Origin of the sequence: Salinimicrobium sediminis, assembly GCF_900215295.1 — a bacterium.
In the GTDB taxonomy this organism is placed as follows: Bacteria; Bacteroidota; Bacteroidia; order Flavobacteriales; family Flavobacteriaceae; genus Salinimicrobium; species Salinimicrobium sediminis.
Genome location: NZ_OCMF01000001.1, coordinates 162369 through 180036, shown reverse-complemented (window position 1 = coordinate 180036; position 17668 = coordinate 162369). Strand labels below are relative to the sequence as shown.

Genomic DNA, 17668 nt, shown 5'->3' with positions numbered 1-17668 from the left:
AAGGCACCTCAGAAGTTCCCCTCCTTAATAAGGAGGGGTGGCTGCCGCAGGCAGACGGGGTGGTCCGGAGACAAATCCCTCCGCAGGAGGTGCGCAGCTGTTGAAAACATGTCTTTTTCTTCCTAAAAACTTCTTGAAAAAGAAGGATTTGCAGCCAAGACAGAATTAACAAGCCCCTTTTTCTTCTGAATAGAAATCTGAGTATATTTGTAGTCTTATGCAAACACTTCCTCTTTTTATCAGTGGTGCCGAGATGGCGTTCATCATGTTTGTGCTGGTGATGGTTTTTGGTGCAGATAAAATTCCGGAGATAGCCCGTGGTTTGGGAAAAGGTATGCGCAGCATCAAAAATGCCACTAACGATATTAAATCTGAGGTCATGCGCAGTGCAGAAAAACACGGCATGGATACTTCCATGGGGAATGATGTGAAGAAGGAGATCGACAAAGTCAAGGAAGAGATCGAGGAGATAACCGGTTCGGTGAAACGCAGGTTTTAGCCATTAGCTTATAGCTTTTGGTCTTTGGCTTTCAACTTCATAAAATTAAGGTTATTACATCTGTTATTTTTATCTCTACCATTCCTGCTTTCCACCCCCAAATTCTAATTTTTTGGATGTTACACTGAGCCCGAATGCGGTAGCAGGAGGAAAAGTCGAAGTGCTTTTGGATTTGAATCGTTACGTTTTTGTAAGATTGTTTACACAGAAAAATAGCTTTATAGCGAAAGAAGCAATCTGCTTCTTTCAATAATTGAAACATCCTTTTTATTATACCCCGTCACGGATTGCAAATCCGCGCCATCTTTTAGTCTCGATGATTTTATCCGTTAGAGGTTCAGCCGGGGAGGACCAAATTCTAAACAATAATTGTAGCAGAAAAAGTATAAATTCTAGTCTTTCGTCTCTAGGCTCCAGATTCTCAAAAATTGTATTTTTGACCTCTCAATACTCAATACTCACTTCTCAATACTAACAACATGCATTTCCTGCCACAAGCCATCGATGATTACGTAGTTCAACACTCATCTAAAGAACCCGAATTGCTGCAGCAACTCAACCGGGAAACTAATCAGAAGGTATTACAGCCACGAATGTTAAGCGGACATTACCAGGGGCGGCTGCTGAGTATGCTGTCGAAGCTGATCAATCCAAAAAATATTCTGGAAATAGGTACCTATACCGGGTATTCGGCACTTTGTTTGGCAGAAGGCATGAGGTCGGACGGAATCCTTCACACCATCGATATCAACGAAGAGCTAATAGATCTTCAAAAAAGGTATTTTGAAGCCTCTCCCCGGAAAGAGCAGATCGTGCAGCATCTTGGAGATGCTACAGAGATCATTCCCTCTCTAAAAGAGGATTTCGACCTGGTGTTTATTGATGCAGATAAGCCGAATTATCCTGTTTACTTTCAACAGATCATGGAAAAGCTGCGGCCGGGAGGAGTGATCCTATCGGATAATGTTCTTTGGAGCGGAAAAGTAGTAGAACCCGTGCAGGAAGATGATGAATCTACCAAAGCCTTGTTGGAATACAACCGGTTGTTGGTTGAAGATGACAGGCTGGAGACGGTGATGTTACCGGTGAGGGATGGGTTGACTATTTCGAGGAGAATACGGTGATGTAGTAATGAAGTAACGGAGTGATGAAGTAAAGCTTCAACTTTTTCCCGTTTTGCCCCAGCCCTAAAGGGAGCCGGGAAAAGGTCCTATTTACTCGTAGTGTGAAACAAATTAAATTTAGGTAAAACTAATTCTCACCCTTTAGGGAGGGGCAAAAGAATTAGTTTTTCTTTTTCCGGTTGCCCCTCCCGATAGCTATCGGGACTAAAGGGAGCCGGAAAAAGGGATAGTCTTAATTTTTTCTTCTAGTGTTTTTAGAACTGTTTCCATGTTCTCCATTACCTCCTGATTTGTGAAACGGATGATATCCAGCCCCTGAAAACTGAGCAGATCTGTGCGTATTTCGTCTTTCTTCTGTTGGTCTTCTTTTTCATGATAACCTCCATCTAATTCTATAATCAATTTTAGCCTATGCGAATAGAAGTCGGCAATGAAATGATATATAGGATGTTGTCTCCTGAAATGATATTTTTTATAGGGATCACAATTTAATTTCTCCCACAGAACTTTTTCTGCCTCTGTAGGATTGTGGCGAAGATACTCTGCCCGCTTAAAGATCTCAGATCGAGCACCTTTCCACATGCTATTATCATGATATGGATTATCTTTCTTCACCACAATAAATTTAGGAAAAACTAATTCTCACCCTTTAGGGAGGGGCAAAAGAATTAGTTTTTCTTTTTCCGGTGGCACCGGACCTAAAGTGAACCGGAAAAAGGGATAGTCATGCAAATAAGGAAAAAATACCATCATGAGGTCTCGACTCCGATCGACCATTCATTGAAATTAATTCGTTCCAAAAAACGTATTTTTGAGCCAAACTTTCAGAAATGACTTTTGAAAATACTCTTCAATACGCCCAGCAACTCGATCAACAAGACCCTCTTAAAAACTTCCGCAATAAATTCCACTTCCCAAAAGTCAACGGCAAAAAAGTGATCTACTTTACCGGGAATTCATTGGGTTTGCAGCCTAAGAATGCAAAGAAATATGTTGATGAGGTGATGACCGATTGGGCGGAGTTGGCTGTGGAGGGACACTTTCAGGCAGAGAAGGCCTGGTGGGATTACCACGAGCGGTTTTCAGAAAAACTGGCACCTATAGTAGGTGCAATGCCTTCTGAAATTACTGTGATGAATACTCTCACAGTAAACCTGCATCTGTTAATGGTTTCTTTTTACCGACCTACCAAAGAGTGCTATAAGATTATCATGGAGGAAAAAGCCTTTCCCAGTGATCAATACATGATCGCGAGTCAGGTGCGGTTTCATGGTCTGGATCCTAAGGAGGTTATTGTTGAAGTCAAAAAGAGGGAGGGGGAGCATCATTTCAGAACTGAGGATATTTTGGCAAAGATCAGGGAAGTAGGAGAGGAGTGTGCCCTGGTCTTGATGGGCGGAGTGAATTATTATAACGGGCAGGTCCTGGATATGCAAACCATCACTAAAATCGGGAAAGAAGCCGGAGCTTATGTAGGTTGGGACCTTGCCCATGCTGCGGGAAATGTGGAGTTGAAGTTACATGAATGGGATGTCGATTTCGCTGCCTGGTGCAGTTATAAATATATGAATTCCGGTCCCGGAAATGCATCGGGATGTTTTGTTCATGAACAGTACCATGATCAAAAAGATATACCCCGATTCGAAGGTTGGTGGGGACACAACAAAGAGAGACGTTTCCTCATGGAACCCGAATTCCAACCTGAACCCAGCGCTAATGCCTGGCAGATTAGCAATGCACCCATACTTGCTTTAGCCCCTTACCTGGCGTCGCTCGAATATTTTGAGGAAGTTGGTATGCCTGCATTAATTGAAAAGCGCAACAAAATCGTTGCTTACCTTGAGTACATTCTTCAGGAAGTTGAAGAAGAAGTCGGCGGCAACTTTGAGGTCATCACACCACAGGAAAGGGGAACACAGCTATCAGTCTTCCTGCACGGACAGGGGAAGGAACTTTTTCACTACCTAATGAAGAACGGGGTGATCACCGACTGGCGGGAACCTAATGTGATCCGGCTGGCACCGGCACCGTTTTATTGCTCTTTTGAAAATATGTATGAGTTTGGGCAGGTGTTGAAGGGATATTTTTCTGAAAGCCAATAAATTAGAGCCAAGACTTTTTAATTTTCAATGATCAGGGAACAGTTAACAATAATTAAGTTCGTTTTCTACTGATCACCGTACACGGGAACAAAAGCCAAAAGACGAAAAAATGAGATTGCTCAACGTGCCTTCTTTCTGCCGAAAAAAACTCTGTTGAGATGATAAGAAGAAACCGCAACCAGGAATATATTCAGCAGTATGTAATAGCAAGTCGGTATTTAGGGATTTGAGTGTAACCGAATAAACCGACAACCGACAACTGATAACGGAAAAAGCCAAAAGCTAAAGGCTAAAGGCCAAAAGCTTTTTCTCACTACTCAATACTAGCTACTCCACACTCACATCAGTAAAAAACAGCTCAAAACTCCCATCCTTACTCCTGTGCATCTGTGCGATATTGATTCCGCTGAAATCCTTGTAATCTTCCCAGGTGGCGGGGAAAGGATTTTCCCTGCTGCCGCCGGAGAGATATACCCACTCCCTGATGATATGATCGTCTCCGAAATAAACTTCGTACTGGTCTCCCGGAGTATAACCGGCTCCGCCGGGATAAGTCACAGTGACCCGCTGCATTTGTTCGCCGCTGATAGGAGCTGTGGCTTCTTCTGTATGCTCCCATTCCATCTCATCCCATGCCAGGTGGAAAGGGAAGAGTAGCCAGTACTGATCATTAATGAACCGCTGATCTGTCTTTTCATTAGCCGCAGCTTCTGTTTTGTGGTTATAGGTTACTGTACTGTCAGGAGTAGTGAGAGTGACCATATTAGTTTTAGGTTGCCAGGTCCAGGCCCTGCTGGTCCTTAAAGTGTCATTGACTCTTACATTGAAGGTATAGCGGAGTTCCTTTACATCTTCCCAGTTTTCAAAACCATTAGCATTCGCTATTTTTTGGACTATGGTTTGTTCTTGTTGTGTATCTGTGCAGGAAAGGAGTAGGGAAATTAGAAACAGGAGGAGAGTATATTTTTTCATGGGTTGGAATTAGATTAATAAAGATAGCAAAACTGGGATGAGTTGCTGACAAGAATCTTAAATCCTGAATTTTGAACCCGAAATCTTTCTCGCAAAGCGCGCAAAGGCCTCAAAATAAAAAAAGCTAAAAGCTAACAGCCAACAACCAAAAGCTTTCAAGATCACTGAGCACTGCCAACTTTTTTCCCGGTTCCTCCCGAACCTTCAAGATAGGGCAAGGGCAAAACAGGAAAAAGTTTCGGAGAGGCTGTACATTACCTATTCCGTTTCACGAGAAGGAGATTGCTTCAGTCGCAGAAAAGCTCCTTCGCAAAGACGTAAGAAAGCCATAGGCCAAAAGCCAAGAGCTAATAGCTTTTTGGGCAACTACCAATATTTGAATCCCGAAAAAAGGGGAGAGGATCTAGCAGTGATCTTTCCGTTTTTCGAGGAGGAGATTGCTTCAATCGCAGAGAAGCTCCTTCGCAAAGACGTAAAAAAGCCAATGGCCAAAAGCCAAGAGCTAATAGCTTTTTAAACCCGCACCAATTGAACCTGCATCCTGTAACAACCTTGAACTTTAAACCTTGAACCCGAAACGGCCGCAGGCCCTAAAGCGCTTTCACGCTCATCCCTCCATCTGCCACTATGGTTTGTCCGGTGATGAAAGAGGAGTTGTCCATAGCTAAAAATGCAATTACCGAAGCTATTTCCTCAGGTTCGGCGATGCGGTTGAGCGGAGTGCGGCGGAGGATCATTTCCTTGCGCTCCCCCTCCAAAATGTTTTCGGTGAGCGGAGTGCGGGTGTACCAGGGAGAGACGGCATTTACACGAATGTTATCCCGGGCCCATTCTACCGCCAGACTTCTCGTTTGCTGCAGTAGGCCGGCTTTGGCCATGGCATAAGGTGTTCCTGTGCCTACGTCCTGCGTGGCGGCGGAGGATGCGACATTAATGATCTTTCCGTTGCCCGATTTCTTTAGGTAAGGATACAATTCTCTTGCAAGGAGAAAGGGTGACATGAGATTAGTCTCAACCACTTGCCGGTATTCCTGTTCAGAAAAGTCCATGGCTTTTTTCCGGATGTTGATTCCGGCGTTATTTACCAGGATAGTCACTGCTTTCCAATTGTTTTCTGCCCAATTGGCGATCTTGTGTCTGTCTTCAGCAACGGTAACATCGGCTACTATTCCTTTTACAGAGTGCCCGGCTGCCGTAAATTCATCTTCTACTCTTAAAATGTCATCTGCATTCCGGCCGGTGTAAAGCACGTCGGCTCCGAGTTTTAGAAATTCTGAAACCGTCGCGCGCCCGATTCCTTTAGAGCCGCCGGTGATAATTGCTGTTTGTCCTTTTAAGTTCCACATTTTTTGATTTGTTATTAGTTAATTGGTGAATTGGTGATTAGTTGATTGGTGTTGAGTTAAATGGAGACAGATAAATTCATTTTTCTATTCCTGATTTCTAATTCATAATTCCTATTCTCCAATCCCTACTCTCCTTGATTTCTAAGGTACTTAATATATCCATTAATCAGTTTTATACAGGATTCAGTTTGGAGGCGGATGTTTTGCAGGTTTTTATCTGAGATGTAATTCCAACCTTTTGCTTCCAGGCTGTGATCCAATACCTCTGCTACTGAGCCGCGGGCATTCAGAAGAAATTTGATGTTTTCTTTATAATGATATCTTCCCCAACCTTCAGCAATATTTGCTGTAGCTGATCTTGAAGCTCGCAATAATTGGGTATACAATTCGAATCGTTCCGTTTTTGGCAAAGAAGGAAGTATTATGGTTCTGATGTAAATTTTTAGTTCATTACATACCTGCCAACATTGTAGCTTTTCAAAATTCTCAGCCATTTGTTTTTAAATAATTGGTTAACTGGTGATTGGTTAATTGGGGAGTGGTTAATTGGGATTGGTTAGGTTTTTTATTTTCCCTAATCCCTAATCCCTAATCCCTAATCCCTAATCCCTAATCCCTAATCCCTAATCCCTAATCCCTAATCCCTAATCCCCCCACTTCGTACTTCTAACTTCGTCTTTCTAACTTCATTAAATTGAAAAGCCGCCCCAAACACAAACAAGAAAAAATTATTAAACCATTCCAAAATCTGGTAGATCTAGAAAAATTCTTGTTGGTATTTAATGGAGCGGCCCTCTATTCAATGGCCTGCAAGTTTCCCTTTACAGGCTTCTTCCTGTCAAAAGTTTGTAAATGATCAAAATTACTGCGATCACGATCAGGATGTGAATGATGCTTCCAAGGTCAGGAAAGGCAAAATAGCCAATCAACCATCCAATGATCAGTAAAACGATAATAAGCCATACTAAATCTCTCATAATTGTTAGTTTGTGCAGCATTTTAGGCTGCTGGTTAAATTTTTTGGTTGTGCTTTCACAGTAAAACCGAAAACTTTTCGGGTTTCCAAAGCCTTTACTGCCGATTATCTAATAAATGTACAAAAGCTTTCGTATTGCAATTCCTACTTTAACGGAGGTTTAACGGGAGCCGCGCAGCGGCTTACTTATGATTAGGATTTAAAATTCAGGATTATTTCAATCTTCTTCTCCTCCTTTATAAACTTAACTGCTCCTGGAAGGAGGATGTGGAGTATGAGGGAAAATTGCAGCAGAAAAAAACATAAGACCTTCCTCCCTGCAGTCAGGTTCAGCGTGACTTTCTTAGGCAACAGCGTGTTTCACGGCAAAATTTAAAAATTCAAAACCGGTATCTGAACTCACAACTCATAACTGACAACTGATAACTGACAACTGATAACTCATAACTTTCTCACTACTCACTACTCACTACTCAATACTCAATACTATAAAGCATTCTTCGTCACCCACAGTTTCCATCCTATAATTGCCTTCTGAAGTTTTGTGGCTTTGGCAAGATCCAGCTGTTGTTTACTGTAACTGGGTAAGAGTTTTTTGTTGAGTTTTGAAAGCTGTCTGAAAAATTTCTTTTTCATAAGGGTTGGTTGATTTCTAATAAAGGTAAGAAATAAAAAACTCTGGCCGGGGCTTTAGTCCGCGGTCAGAGTTGATCCAATCTAAGGAAGTGCATTTTGCTGGTAGTGCAGACTTTCTTAATCTGGCTAATTATGTTTTTTTAGAGTTATTTCTATTGCTCCCGCTTTAGCTTTCTCCCCATACTTCTCAATAGCCTCATTCCCCTTAAGTACGGTAACAGATTTAATATTTTCAGGGGCGATAGCCTTGGGTTCGAAATCTTTGTCGGCGATTTTTCCGTCGATGACATATAAAGGTTTGGACGCATCAGGATCTGCATTGCCCACATCTCTTACAGATAGCCCTGTCGACTCTTCAAATCTTACTTTGGTAACTTCTAAAGTCGTGGGATTTGCCTTTGCTTCAGAAGATGATTTTTCCTCGTTGCCGGCTTCATTGGACTTCAGGTAAATTTCTATCACCCCGTGTTTCCCGGCTTCTCCATATTTCTCAACTGCGGTCTCGTCCTTAAGGACCTTTATATTATCTATAGAAGAAGTTGCAATAGAACCGGCATCAAAATTCGGTTCCATTTTTTTCCCGTCTACTACCATTAAAGGGGTTACTTCCTGAAAGCTGTGAATTTTTACATCTTTATTTTCCAGGTGCATTGCAGGAATATCATCAGATTTAAATTCAGGATCATGTTTAAAAAATTTTTGGTCAGGATTAGTTTTTGTATCAACAGAGGTTTCTGTTTTCTTCTCTAATTCCTGAGCAACAGTCTTAACATTAAAAAAGAAGATAAATACGGCAAGAAAGGGCAGCACAAGGCTTAGTTTCCAGATATTCAATTTTTGAGGAGTGTTTTTGTTTAACATCATAATACGTTTTTTAATTAAGGATTGGTAGAAATGATTGGTGAGCGCCAGTTGAAACCCGGCAGTACAAATTTTTAGAAGTGCTTGCTGATATTCCTTTTTTGACACCTGTGCGTGGATCACTTCCTGGTCGGCCAGGTATTCCAGATTCTGAACCATGCTTTTGCTGTACAGCCGACACAAGGGGTTGAACCAAAGAACATACATACATAAGCTGCTAAAAAGTTGATCCAGGGAATGCCATTGACGCACATGTGCCTGCTCGTGCTTCAGAATAATATCCAGTTCTCCCGGGCTGTGTTGGGCGGGATCTAAGACTATGTATCTAAAAAAGGAAAAAGGTTGGAAAATTCCCGGTTTCTGAATTAGAGTGTAATTTTTAGTTCGTACCGATTTGTTGGTGTAGATCAGCTTCAGAAGGGAAACGAGTTCCAAAAAGAACTTCAGCAGAAAGAATGTGAGACCAATTAAATAAAAGATTCCTGCGACTTGCCACCAATCCACGGCACCGGATTGCACCACCGGCAAATCAGGGAACTGGCCGGAAAAACTTTCGGATAGCTGCGTGGCTGATTTTTCTGCTACAATATTTCTCGTGATTTGAAGGGAAGGCAGGAGCAGGGAAGTGATAATGCCGGCAAGCAAATAGAAACGGTTGGCCCAAAAACTGGTGTCGTTCCTCAACAGCAGGTAATAGCCGACATAAAACAGGCTAATCAACCCAGAGCTTTTCAAAAGATAAATGATCAGTTCCTGCATTACTTCTTCTTTTCTATGAGTTCCAGGATCTCCCGTAATTCTTCTGCGCTGATTTTTTCTTCCCTGGCAAAAAAGGAGACGACATTTTTATAGGAGTTGTCAAAAAATCTATTGGTGGCCATTTTCATGAACTGCTTTCTGTAATCTTCTTTTGACACCACAGGAAAGTACTGATGCGTTTTTCCATAGGCTTTGTGACCCACGTACCCTTTATCCTCCAGATTTCGAATGATGGTTGATACCGTATTGTAATGCAGGCTCTCGTCGGGAATCTCTGCAATTACTTCTTTTACAAAAGCCTTTTTCAGGTCCCACAGGATCCTCATGATCTCTTCTTCTTTATTGGTGAGTTTTTCCATGGATGATTTGGAATTAAATATTTTCTGAAAACAAACATAACTATAAAATTCGTTTAATAACTATTTTTATAGTTATTTTTTACATTTTACTTCTTCAGGGATTATTACTGCCACTGCCAATGGTCATTTCCGGCATTAAACAAGAATCTCCTATCTTCGCGAAAAAAATTTAATGAGCGTTATCTTTATTATTATTGGTTTTGTTTTATTGGTCGTGGGAGGTGAATTTCTGGTAAGGTCTTCTGTTGCAATTTCCTTAAAACTGGACCTTTCCCGAATGGTGATAGGTCTAACCGTGGTCTCCTTCGCCACCTCGGCACCAGAATTACTGGTGAGCCTGCAGGCAGCTCTTAATGGATATTCAGATATGTCTCTGGGCAATGTAATAGGTTCCAATATCGCCAATATAGGTCTGGTGTTGGGTATTACAGCAATGATCTCTCCTTTACTAATTGATAGGGACTTTATAAGGTTCAACTGGCCTATAATGATGCTTTTTTCGATTGCGCTCTACTTTTTCCTTTCTTCAGAACATGTGCTCTCCACTATGGAGGGGATCCTTTTGCTGTTGGCGATCTTGATTTACCTGGTGTTCCTCATTCGACGTGCGCGCAATAAACCCGAGGAACTGGCAGAAGAGATCGATCCCAACCTTAAAGTAGCCTCCTCTTTTAAAACGATCCTCTGGCTTGTCATAGGAGGACTGGCCTTGTACTTTGGGTCTGAACTGCTTGTGGATGGCGCTGTGGATTTAGCTTCGGCATTTGGAATAAGTGAAAGGGTAATATCAGTTACCATGATTGCAGTAGGAACAAGTATTCCTGAATTGGCTGCTTCGGTCATTGCAGCGGTGAAAAAAGAAAAAGCTCTTTCTCTTGGAAACTTAATAGGATCCAATATTTTTAATATCGCATCTGTTTTGGGGATCACAGCTATTATTCAACCGGTGGCTGTAAAGTCTAATGAGATCCTTACCAATGATATTTTTTGGATGGTGGGAATTGCCTTTGTACTTATCCCGCTGGCCTACCTGCCAACAAAATATTCTCTGGGAAGGTTAAAAGGTTTTCTTTTGGTTGGAGCTTATGCTTTTTTTGTGAGCCAGGCGCTATTGGGCTAAAAAATAGGGGGTGTTCATAATTAAAATATAATTTTTAATAAACCTACCCTAAAATTTTAGGGGGTGTATTAAAAAAACAAATATATTTGTTGCCGTTAAACCATTAAAAAATTCTCATGGCAACTTTAAGATTTCAGGCACTCAAGGAAACCCTCAACAGGAAACCTATCCCCATTGAAGAAAAAGAGCGGCGCTCGGAACTCTTCGGAAGAAATGTTTTTACCGAAAGCGTAATGCGACAGTTTCTAACTAAAGAGGCCTTTCAAAGTGTCATGGAAGCTAATGCCACCGGAAAAAAGATCGACCGCTCTATAGCCGATCATATTTCCACCGGAATGAAAGAATGGGCGATCACCAAAGGAGTTACACATTACACTCATTGGTTTCAGCCTCTTACAGGGACTACTGCCGAAAAGCATGATGCATTTTTTGAAACCATCGGAGATGGACTTGCAATCGAAAAGTTCGGCGGCGGACAATTAGTTCAGCAGGAACCAGACGCCTCCAGCTTTCCGCACGGAGGGATAAGGAATACTTTTGAAGCTCGTGGTTATACGGCCTGGGATCCTACATCTCCGGCTTTTATTTATGGGACTACCCTATGTATTCCCAGCGTTTTTGTTTCCTATACAGGGGACGCACTTGATTTTAAAACACCGCTCTTAAGAGCCCTGCATGCTGTAGATCAGGCTGCGACAGATGTGGCTAAATACTTTGACAAGAATGTAAATAAAGTACAGGCGACCCTCGGTTGGGAACAGGAATATTTCCTTATCGACTCGGCTTTGGCGGCCTCCAGGCCCGATCTTCAGCTTGCGGGAAGAACCCTGTTAGGGCATTCGCCTGCTAAGGGTCAGCAATTGGATGATCATTACTTTGGTTCAATTCCTTCACGGGTCCTTTCTTATATGAGAGACCTTGAAAAAGAATCGATGCTCCTGGGAATCCCGGTGAAAACACGTCACAATGAGGTGGCACCAAATCAATTTGAGCTTGCACCCATTTTTGAAGAGGCAAACCTTGCTGTAGATCATAACTCTTTGCTTATGGATATTATGCACAAGGTGGCCGAGCGTCATAATTTCGTGGTCTTGTTCCATGAGAAACCTTTTGCAGGCATCAACGGAAGCGGGAAACATAACAACTGGTCCTTAAGTACAGATACCGGAGTAAACCTTTTAGGTCCGGGTAGTACCCCTATGAAGAACCTTCAGTTTTTAACCTTTTTCATCAATACCATTAAAGCCGTACACGATAACGAGGAACTGCTAAGAGCAACTATTGCAAGTGCGTCAAACGACTTTAGGCTTGGTGCCAACGAAGCGCCTCCTGCTATAATTTCCACTTTTATCGGTTCTCAGTTAACTGAAGTTCTTGACGAGCTGGAAAAGGTGACCGACGGAAAACTTTCTCCTGCGGAAAAAACCGAACTAAAACTGAATGTGGTTGGGAAAATTCCTGAAATTCTGCTGGACAATACAGACAGAAACAGGACCTCTTCCTTTGCTTTCACCGGAAATAAATTTGAATTCCGCGCCGTTGGATCGACTGCAAACTGTGCCGAACCTATGACCGCTTTGAATTCCATCGTTGCCAAGCAACTGCGGGATTTTAAAAAGGAGGTAGATAGCCTTATCAAAGGCAAAAAAATGAAGAAAGACGACGCTATTTTTAACGTCCTTAGAGAATACATCAAGGATTCAAAAAATATTCGTTTTGAAGGAGATGGATATTCAGATGAATGGGAAAAAGAAGCCGCAAAACGTGGTCTTAGCAACAACCGAAACACGCCTGAAGCCCTTAAAGCCCTTATAAAAAAGGAAACTGTTGAAATGTACAAGGAGCTGGGGGTGATGAACGATGTGGAGATTAAAGCCCGTTACGAAATTCAGCTTGAAGAATACATAATGAGAGTACAGATCGAAAGTCGGATTCTTGGTGACATTGCCCGTAACCACGTGATCCCTACGGCTATTCGTTACCAGAATATTTTGATCAAGAACGTACGTGGATTAAAAGACATTTTTGGAGATGATTTTAAAATGCACTCGAAGGAACAGCTGGAAATCACCAAAGAAATTTCTGTGCATATTGAGAAGATCAATTCCGGAATTACCGATATGATCGAGGCACGTAAAAAGGCAAATAAACTGGAAGAGGCCGAAGAAAAAGCCTTTGCCTATTGCAACGAGGTGAAGCCTTTCTTTGAAGTGATCCGTTACCATTGCGATAAGCTGGAGCTGTTGATCGATGATGAGATCTGGCCATTGACCAAGTACAGGGAATTATTGTTTACCCGTTAATCCTGTCAAAAATGACATTTTTAAAGCCACTCTTTTTTCAAGGTGGCTTTATTTTTTCTAATCTGAAGGCTGAAAAATTTAAACTAATTATCTTTGAACCTCAAATCCAAAAGCATGAGTGAGGAAATAAGTAAACGATATGCCGGCCGCGGAGTTTCTGCCGGAAAAGAGGACGTTCACAACGCCATCAAAAATGTTGATAAAGGACTTTTTCCCAAGGCATTCTGTAAGATTGTCCCCGATCATCTTACCGGCGACGAAGATTACTGCCTCATCATGCATGCCGACGGTGCCGGAACAAAATCTTCCCTTGCATACATGTACTGGAAGGAAACCGGGGATTTGAGTGTTTGGAAAGGGATTGCCCAGGACGCGCTCATAATGAACATCGACGACCTCCTATGTGTCGGCGCAGTAGATAACATTATGCTTTCCTCTACCATTGGCCGTAACAAGAATGTCGTGCCGGGGGAGGTGATCTCTGCAATTATTAACGGGACCGAAGAATTGCTTTCAGACCTTAAAAACTTCGGAATAAATATTCACTCCACCGGGGGCGAAACTGCCGATGTTGGCGACCTCGTTCGTACCATTATTGTTGATTCTACCGTTACCGCCCGCATGAAGCGCATTGAAGTGATCGATAACGCTAACATTAAACCCGGAAACGTGATCGTAGGACTGGCTTCTTTTGGACAGGCGACCTACGAAAAGGAGTATAATGGCGGCATGGGCAGCAACGGACTCACCTCTGCGCGTCACGATGTCTTCGGAAAAAGTCTGGCAGAAAAATTTCCTGAAAGTTTTGATCCTTCAGTACCTGAAGCCCTTGTGTACAGCGGTTCAAAAACCCTGACCGATGAAGTGGCAGAGAGTCCGCTGAACGCGGGTAAACTGGTGCTTTCCCCTACACGAACCTACGCCCCAATCATTAAAAAGATCCTTGAAAAGTATTCTAAAAATGACATTTTTGGAATGGTACACTGCAGCGGTGGTGCGCAGACCAAAGTTTTACATTTTGTGGACAAGCTGCATGTGATCAAGGATGATTTTTTTGAGGTTCCGCCGCTTTTCAGACTCATTCAGCAGGAAAGCAAAACCGATTGGAAGGAAATGTACCAGGTATTCAACATGGGCCATCGTATGGAGTTGTATGTAGATCAAGCCATTGCTGAAGATTTGATCGCAATTTCAAAATCCTTCAATGTGGATGCGAAGATCGTGGGCAGGGTAGAGGCTTCCGAAGAGAAAAAACTGACCATCAAAAGTGAATTCGGGGAATTTGAATACCGCTAAGGCTGTTTTTCCCGCTACTTTTGGTCTGCTGAAGGAAATATCAGGAAAAGCAGATTTTCAGATCATCAACGCTTTTAAAAATACCATTCTCAGCTTCGGAAGCAAAGCCGATGCGGAAGAACTTCTGCAGCATTTTCTTCAAAACCCCACAGATCCTTATGCCGGAGACCTGCTTGAAATTGTAGGCAGGTGGGGAGATTCCACTCATGCCGAAAAGATCTTCAGATCCTCAATCTCTGATGGTCGGCTGCAGGAAAATTATCCTGAAATCGTACTGGAGATTTTAGGCCAACTTGGATATGAGCCCGCAAAACCTTTGCTGGCGCATTATGCTTTTAATTCCACCGAATATTATTTGAACAAAGCGGCTGTACTGGGTCTGCTTAATTTTGACTGCAAAGAATATCGGGAAGAGATCCGTAATAGTATTGTGAAGGTGCTCGATAAAAACCTGTTTCCGGAATATCTTCCTGCTCTCATTTGCAAACTGGAGAATAGGGCGGAACTTCTGGAGCAGCTCTACCAATCTGGGGCAACCATCATTTCTACCGATTGTAATGCAGGGATTTTTCTGAGTTTTTCTCTTTGTGGCGAAGAAGGAAAAAGTTACTTCAAAAATGCTCTTTTTGATCCTAACTGGGAAGCATTCTATAATGCCGCCCGCACCATTGTACAGGGAATGGACTATTTGAATATCACTTTTGAGGAGTTGATGAAGGATGCGATGGACATACATGATGAGAAGCAGCTGCAGTATTATATGCTGGTGATCATTTCTCTCCTGGAGATCAAAGTCGATTCTTACGAACCTAAAGGCGAAAGTTTCCAAAAGCTCTACCGCGACCTCATTGCCACCGGCCACCTCACCACCCTCGCAGAAAAAGCCGGGCAACTCCCCGATGCAGAGAAAGTGGAAAAGCTTTTGATCTTGAGGATGAAGGAGGAAATTTTGTTAGGGAATAAGAGGTGATAGAAATATTTTTCTCGCAAAGAGCGCAAAGAATTTCGCAAAGGACGCAAAGAAGTTAACTAGAAAAGTTCTTCCGATTTTTTTAATCAAGCCACAAGATTTTCTATTAGTTCAAGCAATTTTTTCTAATTTAAAGGAATGACAGAAAATGAGCTCTCATATAGGATTATTGGTTCTGCTCTTGAATTGCACCGTAAAATAGGACCTGGTTTGCTGGAATCAGCATATGAAAATGCATTAGCTTTTGATCTTCGCAAGGCTGGTTTTGATGTTCAGCAACAGGTACCCATGCCTTTTTTGTATAAAGAAGTAAAAATGGATGTTGGATATAGGATTGATCTCTGGGTGAATAATAAGGTTATAATCGAAATCAAATCTGTTGAGAATTTGGCGCCTGTTCATTTCTCACAATTACTTACTTATTTAAAACTTTCCGGATTAAAGCTTGGACTTCTAATGAATTTTAATACGAAATCTCTTAAAGAGGGAATTCATAGGATTGTCAATGATCTGTAGACTCTTCGCGTCCTTTGCGTTTTAGACTTTGCGCTCTTTGCGTGGAATAAGATCGAGTTCTTTTATTAATTTCAGCTTCGGCTCTATATATCTTTTACAAAAAGGAGCTTCAGGATTTCTCTTGTAGTAATTTTGAATGGATTCTCTTGAAGCTTCAAACTTCCGAAAGGCCAACACCTGCGTCACCAATTTTTTCTCAAATTTTTTCTGAAGTTTTACAAGTAAACTTTTTATCTCCTTTTCCTCTTCCGCAGAGAAGAAATAGACCGCACTCCGGTATTTTTTCCTGAAGGAATGATCTGAAGTCGAATTGTGGGTATGAAGATGTATCTCCAAAAGCCTCTCCAAATTCACCTTTTTTGGGAGGTAGTGAACAATAACAGCTTCAGAAAGAGTATCGGCGGGAGCTTCAGAAGCAATATACCCCTGCTCAACTTTTACAACACCCTCCACCTGCTGAAAGATCGCTTCCGTACACCAGTGACAGCCTCCGCCCAACCCGATTTTTTTCATCTTCTCCATGCCAATCAAAATAATGAAAATCAGAAGAATCTCTTACCTTTTGTTCTTCTTTGTGTTCTTGCTTTTTTCCCGGTGATCTTTGTGTGAAACAGGGAAAATTTTCTATTCCGTTCCCGCTTAAGAATTTTTTACTCCCTTATAAATCCTTTACAGGAATCCAATGGATTTATTGTAAATTTGCCACTTTAAGGAGATGATATGATCGAGAAATTAAATATTGTGAAGCAGCGTTTTGACGAGGTGAATGACCTGATCATTCAACCCTCTGTAATAGCAGATCAAAAGCGCTATATCGAGCTGAACAAAGAATACAAGGAGCTTAAGAAACTCATGGAGGTTCGCGCCGAATACCTGAGTCTTGTTGAAAATAAGAAGGAAGCCGAAGAGATCATTGCCGATGGCAGTGACCCCGAGATGACCGATATGGCCAAAATGCAGCTGGAAGAGGCCAAGGAGAAGATCCCGGGGATGGAGGAGAAGATCAGGATGATGCTTGTTCCTAAAGATCCTGAGGATGCCAAGAACGTGGTGATGGAGATCCGTGCCGGTACCGGTGGGGATGAGGCCAGTATTTTCGCCGGAGACCTTTACCGCATGTATACCAAATATATTGAAAGCCGTGGCTGGAAACACCAGATCGTGGATTTTAGCGAAGGTACCAGCGGCGGATTCAAAGAGATCATCTTTGACGTGACCGGAGAGGATGTCTACGGAACTCTAAAGTTTGAAGCGGGAGTACACCGTGTGCAGCGGGTACCTCAAACCGAAACCCAGGGACGCGTGCACACCTCTGCCGCAACAGTAATGGTGCTGCCGGAGGCTGAAGAGTTCGACGTCGAGATCGATCCTAAAGACGTGAGAATTGACTACTTCTGTTCTTCAGGTCCGGGTGGACAGTCGGTGAACACTACATATTCCGCGGTACGATTGACTCACCTTCCAACCGGTTTGGTGGCGCAGTGTCAGGATCAAAAATCCCAACACAAGAATAAGGAGAAGGCATTCCGCGTGTTGAGGTCAAGGCTTTATGAGCAGGAACTTGCCAAGAAGATGGAAGCAGATGCTGCTAAGAGAAACTCCATGGTTTCCAGCGGAGACAGGAGTGCAAAGATCCGTACCTATAATTATGCCCAGGGCCGGGTGACCGATCACAGGATAGGACTTACGCTTTACGATCTTGGAAACATCATCAATGGTGATATTCAAAAGATCATCGACGAACTTCAACTTGTTGAAAACACCGAAAAACTGAAAGAGAATTCAGACGTTTTTTAAATCATAAAAAATTCAAAGCTGCCGCACTCCGG

The 17668-nt window shown here is 42.4% G+C and carries 18 protein-coding genes; 9 read left to right on the top strand and 9 right to left on the bottom strand.

Translation table 11 applies throughout. The annotated features are described in order from the left end of the window. The first annotated feature begins 217 nt into the window (after positions 1 to 217). Positions 218 to 499 (top strand): Sec-independent protein translocase subunit TatA/TatB, encoded by a 282-nt coding sequence (locus tag CRO16_RS00895; RefSeq protein ID WP_097054472.1) that lies wholly within the window; start codon positions 218 to 220, stop codon positions 497 to 499. A 479-nt stretch (positions 500 to 978) separates the two neighbouring features. Beyond that, the gene (locus CRO16_RS00885) at positions 979 to 1623 is read left to right on the top strand and encodes an O-methyltransferase (protein ID WP_097054470.1); all 645 of its coding nucleotides are present in this window, start codon (positions 979 to 981) and stop codon (positions 1621 to 1623) included. A 204-nt stretch (positions 1624 to 1827) separates the two neighbouring features. Here CRO16_RS00885 and CRO16_RS00880 read toward each other — a convergent pair whose 3' ends face one another. Further along, positions 1828 to 2238, bottom strand: a complete 411-nt coding sequence (locus CRO16_RS00880) for an endonuclease domain-containing protein (protein ID WP_245858836.1) — start codon at positions 2236 to 2238, stop codon at positions 1828 to 1830. 215 nt (positions 2239 to 2453) lie between these two features. On the opposite strand from CRO16_RS00880, the gene kynU reads away from it, so the two are divergent. Then, positions 2454 to 3725, top strand: a complete 1272-nt coding sequence (gene kynU / locus CRO16_RS00875) for a kynureninase (protein ID WP_097054469.1) — start codon at positions 2454 to 2456, stop codon at positions 3723 to 3725. Between the two features lie 327 nt (positions 3726 to 4052). On the opposite strand, the gene CRO16_RS00870 is transcribed toward kynU, so the two are convergent. The 7 genes from CRO16_RS00870 to CRO16_RS00845 all read right to left on the bottom strand — a co-directional run bounded on the left by CRO16_RS00870 (position 4053) and on the right by CRO16_RS00845 (position 9634). Further along, entirely contained in the window at positions 4053 to 4697 is a 645-nt protein-coding gene (locus tag CRO16_RS00870; RefSeq protein ID WP_097054468.1) for a hypothetical protein, read from the bottom strand. 590 nt (positions 4698 to 5287) lie between these two features. Continuing rightward, positions 5288 to 6043, bottom strand: coding sequence for an SDR family oxidoreductase (locus tag CRO16_RS00865; protein ID WP_097054467.1), 756 nt, complete (start codon positions 6041 to 6043; stop codon positions 5288 to 5290). Between the two features lie 125 nt (positions 6044 to 6168). After that, the gene (locus CRO16_RS00860; protein ID WP_097054466.1) at positions 6169 to 6537 is read right to left on the bottom strand and encodes a four helix bundle protein; all 369 of its coding nucleotides are present in this window, start codon (positions 6535 to 6537) and stop codon (positions 6169 to 6171) included. A gap of 327 nt (positions 6538 to 6864) precedes the next feature. Continuing rightward, positions 6865 to 7020: a lmo0937 family membrane protein gene (locus tag CRO16_RS16035; RefSeq protein WP_029038389.1), complete on the bottom strand. Its 156-nt coding sequence runs from the start codon at positions 7018 to 7020 to the stop codon at positions 6865 to 6867. 485 nt (positions 7021 to 7505) lie between these two features. After that, positions 7506 to 7655 (bottom strand): SsrA-binding protein, encoded by a 150-nt coding sequence (locus CRO16_RS00855; protein ID WP_097054465.1) that lies wholly within the window; start codon positions 7653 to 7655, stop codon positions 7506 to 7508. A 126-nt stretch (positions 7656 to 7781) separates the two neighbouring features. Further along, complete coding sequence (locus CRO16_RS00850) at positions 7782 to 9275, bottom strand: M56 family metallopeptidase (protein ID WP_097054464.1); 1494 nt, start codon at positions 9273 to 9275, stop codon at positions 7782 to 7784. Next, the gene (locus tag CRO16_RS00845; protein ID WP_097054463.1) at positions 9275 to 9634 is read right to left on the bottom strand and encodes a BlaI/MecI/CopY family transcriptional regulator; all 360 of its coding nucleotides are present in this window, start codon (positions 9632 to 9634) and stop codon (positions 9275 to 9277) included. Before CRO16_RS00845 ends, CRO16_RS00850 begins: the two co-directional genes overlap by 1 nt. A 172-nt stretch (positions 9635 to 9806) precedes the next feature. Between CRO16_RS00845 and CRO16_RS00840 the strand changes: the two genes are divergently transcribed. The 5 genes from CRO16_RS00840 to CRO16_RS00820 all read left to right on the top strand — a co-directional run bounded on the left by CRO16_RS00840 (position 9807) and on the right by CRO16_RS00820 (position 15839). Beyond that, positions 9807 to 10754 carry a calcium/sodium antiporter gene (locus tag CRO16_RS00840; protein ID WP_097054462.1) on the top strand — a complete coding sequence of 316 codons (948 nt, stop codon included), beginning with the start codon at positions 9807 to 9809 and terminating at the stop codon, positions 10752 to 10754. Between the two features lie 116 nt (positions 10755 to 10870). Then, a complete protein-coding gene (locus CRO16_RS00835; RefSeq protein WP_097054461.1) occupies positions 10871 to 13057 on the top strand; it encodes a glutamine synthetase III family protein in 2187 nt (728 codons plus the stop codon). 114 nt (positions 13058 to 13171) lie between these two features. Then, positions 13172 to 14353 (top strand): AIR synthase related protein, encoded by a 1182-nt coding sequence (locus tag CRO16_RS00830; RefSeq protein ID WP_097054460.1) that lies wholly within the window; start codon positions 13172 to 13174, stop codon positions 14351 to 14353. Next, entirely contained in the window at positions 14340 to 15323 is a 984-nt protein-coding gene (locus CRO16_RS00825; RefSeq protein ID WP_097054459.1) for a hypothetical protein, read from the top strand. Before CRO16_RS00830 ends, CRO16_RS00825 begins: the two co-directional genes overlap by 14 nt. Positions 15324 to 15461: 138 nt before the next feature. Continuing rightward, on the top strand, positions 15462 to 15839 hold the full coding sequence (locus tag CRO16_RS00820) for a GxxExxY protein (RefSeq protein WP_097054458.1): 378 nt from the start codon (positions 15462 to 15464) through the stop codon (positions 15837 to 15839). Between the two features lie 21 nt (positions 15840 to 15860). Here CRO16_RS00820 and CRO16_RS00815 read toward each other — a convergent pair whose 3' ends face one another. Further along, positions 15861 to 16361 (bottom strand): peptide-methionine (S)-S-oxide reductase, encoded by a 501-nt coding sequence (locus CRO16_RS00815; protein WP_097054457.1) that lies wholly within the window; start codon positions 16359 to 16361, stop codon positions 15861 to 15863. A gap of 198 nt (positions 16362 to 16559) precedes the next feature. On the opposite strand from CRO16_RS00815, the gene prfA reads away from it, so the two are divergent. After that, the gene (gene prfA / locus CRO16_RS00810) at positions 16560 to 17636 is read left to right on the top strand and encodes a peptide chain release factor 1 (RefSeq protein WP_097054456.1); all 1077 of its coding nucleotides are present in this window, start codon (positions 16560 to 16562) and stop codon (positions 17634 to 17636) included. Positions 17637 to 17668: the final 32 nt, after the last annotated feature.

Coding starts and splice junctions, on each gene's coding strand:
- CRO16_RS00895 (WP_097054472.1), top strand. CDS start 218: ATGCAAACACTTCCTCTTTTTATCAGTGGTGCCGAGATGGCGTTCATC.
- CRO16_RS00885 (WP_097054470.1), top strand. CDS start 979: ATGCATTTCCTGCCACAAGCCATCGATGATTACGTAGTTCAACACTCA.
- kynU (WP_097054469.1), top strand. CDS start 2,454: ATGACTTTTGAAAATACTCTTCAATACGCCCAGCAACTCGATCAACAA.
- CRO16_RS00870 (WP_097054468.1), bottom strand. CDS start 4,697: ATGAAAAAATATACTCTCCTCCTGTTTCTAATTTCCCTACTCCTTTCC.
- CRO16_RS00865 (WP_097054467.1), bottom strand. CDS start 6,043: ATGTGGAACTTAAAAGGACAAACAGCAATTATCACCGGCGGCTCTAAA.
- CRO16_RS00860 (WP_097054466.1), bottom strand. CDS start 6,537: ATGGCTGAGAATTTTGAAAAGCTACAATGTTGGCAGGTATGTAATGAA.
- CRO16_RS16035 (WP_029038389.1), bottom strand. CDS start 7,020: ATGAGAGATTTAGTATGGCTTATTATCGTTTTACTGATCATTGGATGG.
- CRO16_RS00855 (WP_097054465.1), bottom strand. CDS start 7,655: ATGAAAAAGAAATTTTTCAGACAGCTTTCAAAACTCAACAAAAAACTC.
- CRO16_RS00850 (WP_097054464.1), bottom strand. CDS start 9,275: ATGCAGGAACTGATCATTTATCTTTTGAAAAGCTCTGGGTTGATTAGC.
- CRO16_RS00845 (WP_097054463.1), bottom strand. CDS start 9,634: ATGGAAAAACTCACCAATAAAGAAGAAGAGATCATGAGGATCCTGTGG.
- CRO16_RS00840 (WP_097054462.1), top strand. CDS start 9,807: ATGAGCGTTATCTTTATTATTATTGGTTTTGTTTTATTGGTCGTGGGA.
- CRO16_RS00835 (WP_097054461.1), top strand. CDS start 10,871: ATGGCAACTTTAAGATTTCAGGCACTCAAGGAAACCCTCAACAGGAAA.
- CRO16_RS00830 (WP_097054460.1), top strand. CDS start 13,172: ATGAGTGAGGAAATAAGTAAACGATATGCCGGCCGCGGAGTTTCTGCC.
- CRO16_RS00820 (WP_097054458.1), top strand. CDS start 15,462: ATGACAGAAAATGAGCTCTCATATAGGATTATTGGTTCTGCTCTTGAA.
- CRO16_RS00815 (WP_097054457.1), bottom strand. CDS start 16,361: ATGGAGAAGATGAAAAAAATCGGGTTGGGCGGAGGCTGTCACTGGTGT.
- prfA (WP_097054456.1), top strand. CDS start 16,560: ATGATCGAGAAATTAAATATTGTGAAGCAGCGTTTTGACGAGGTGAAT.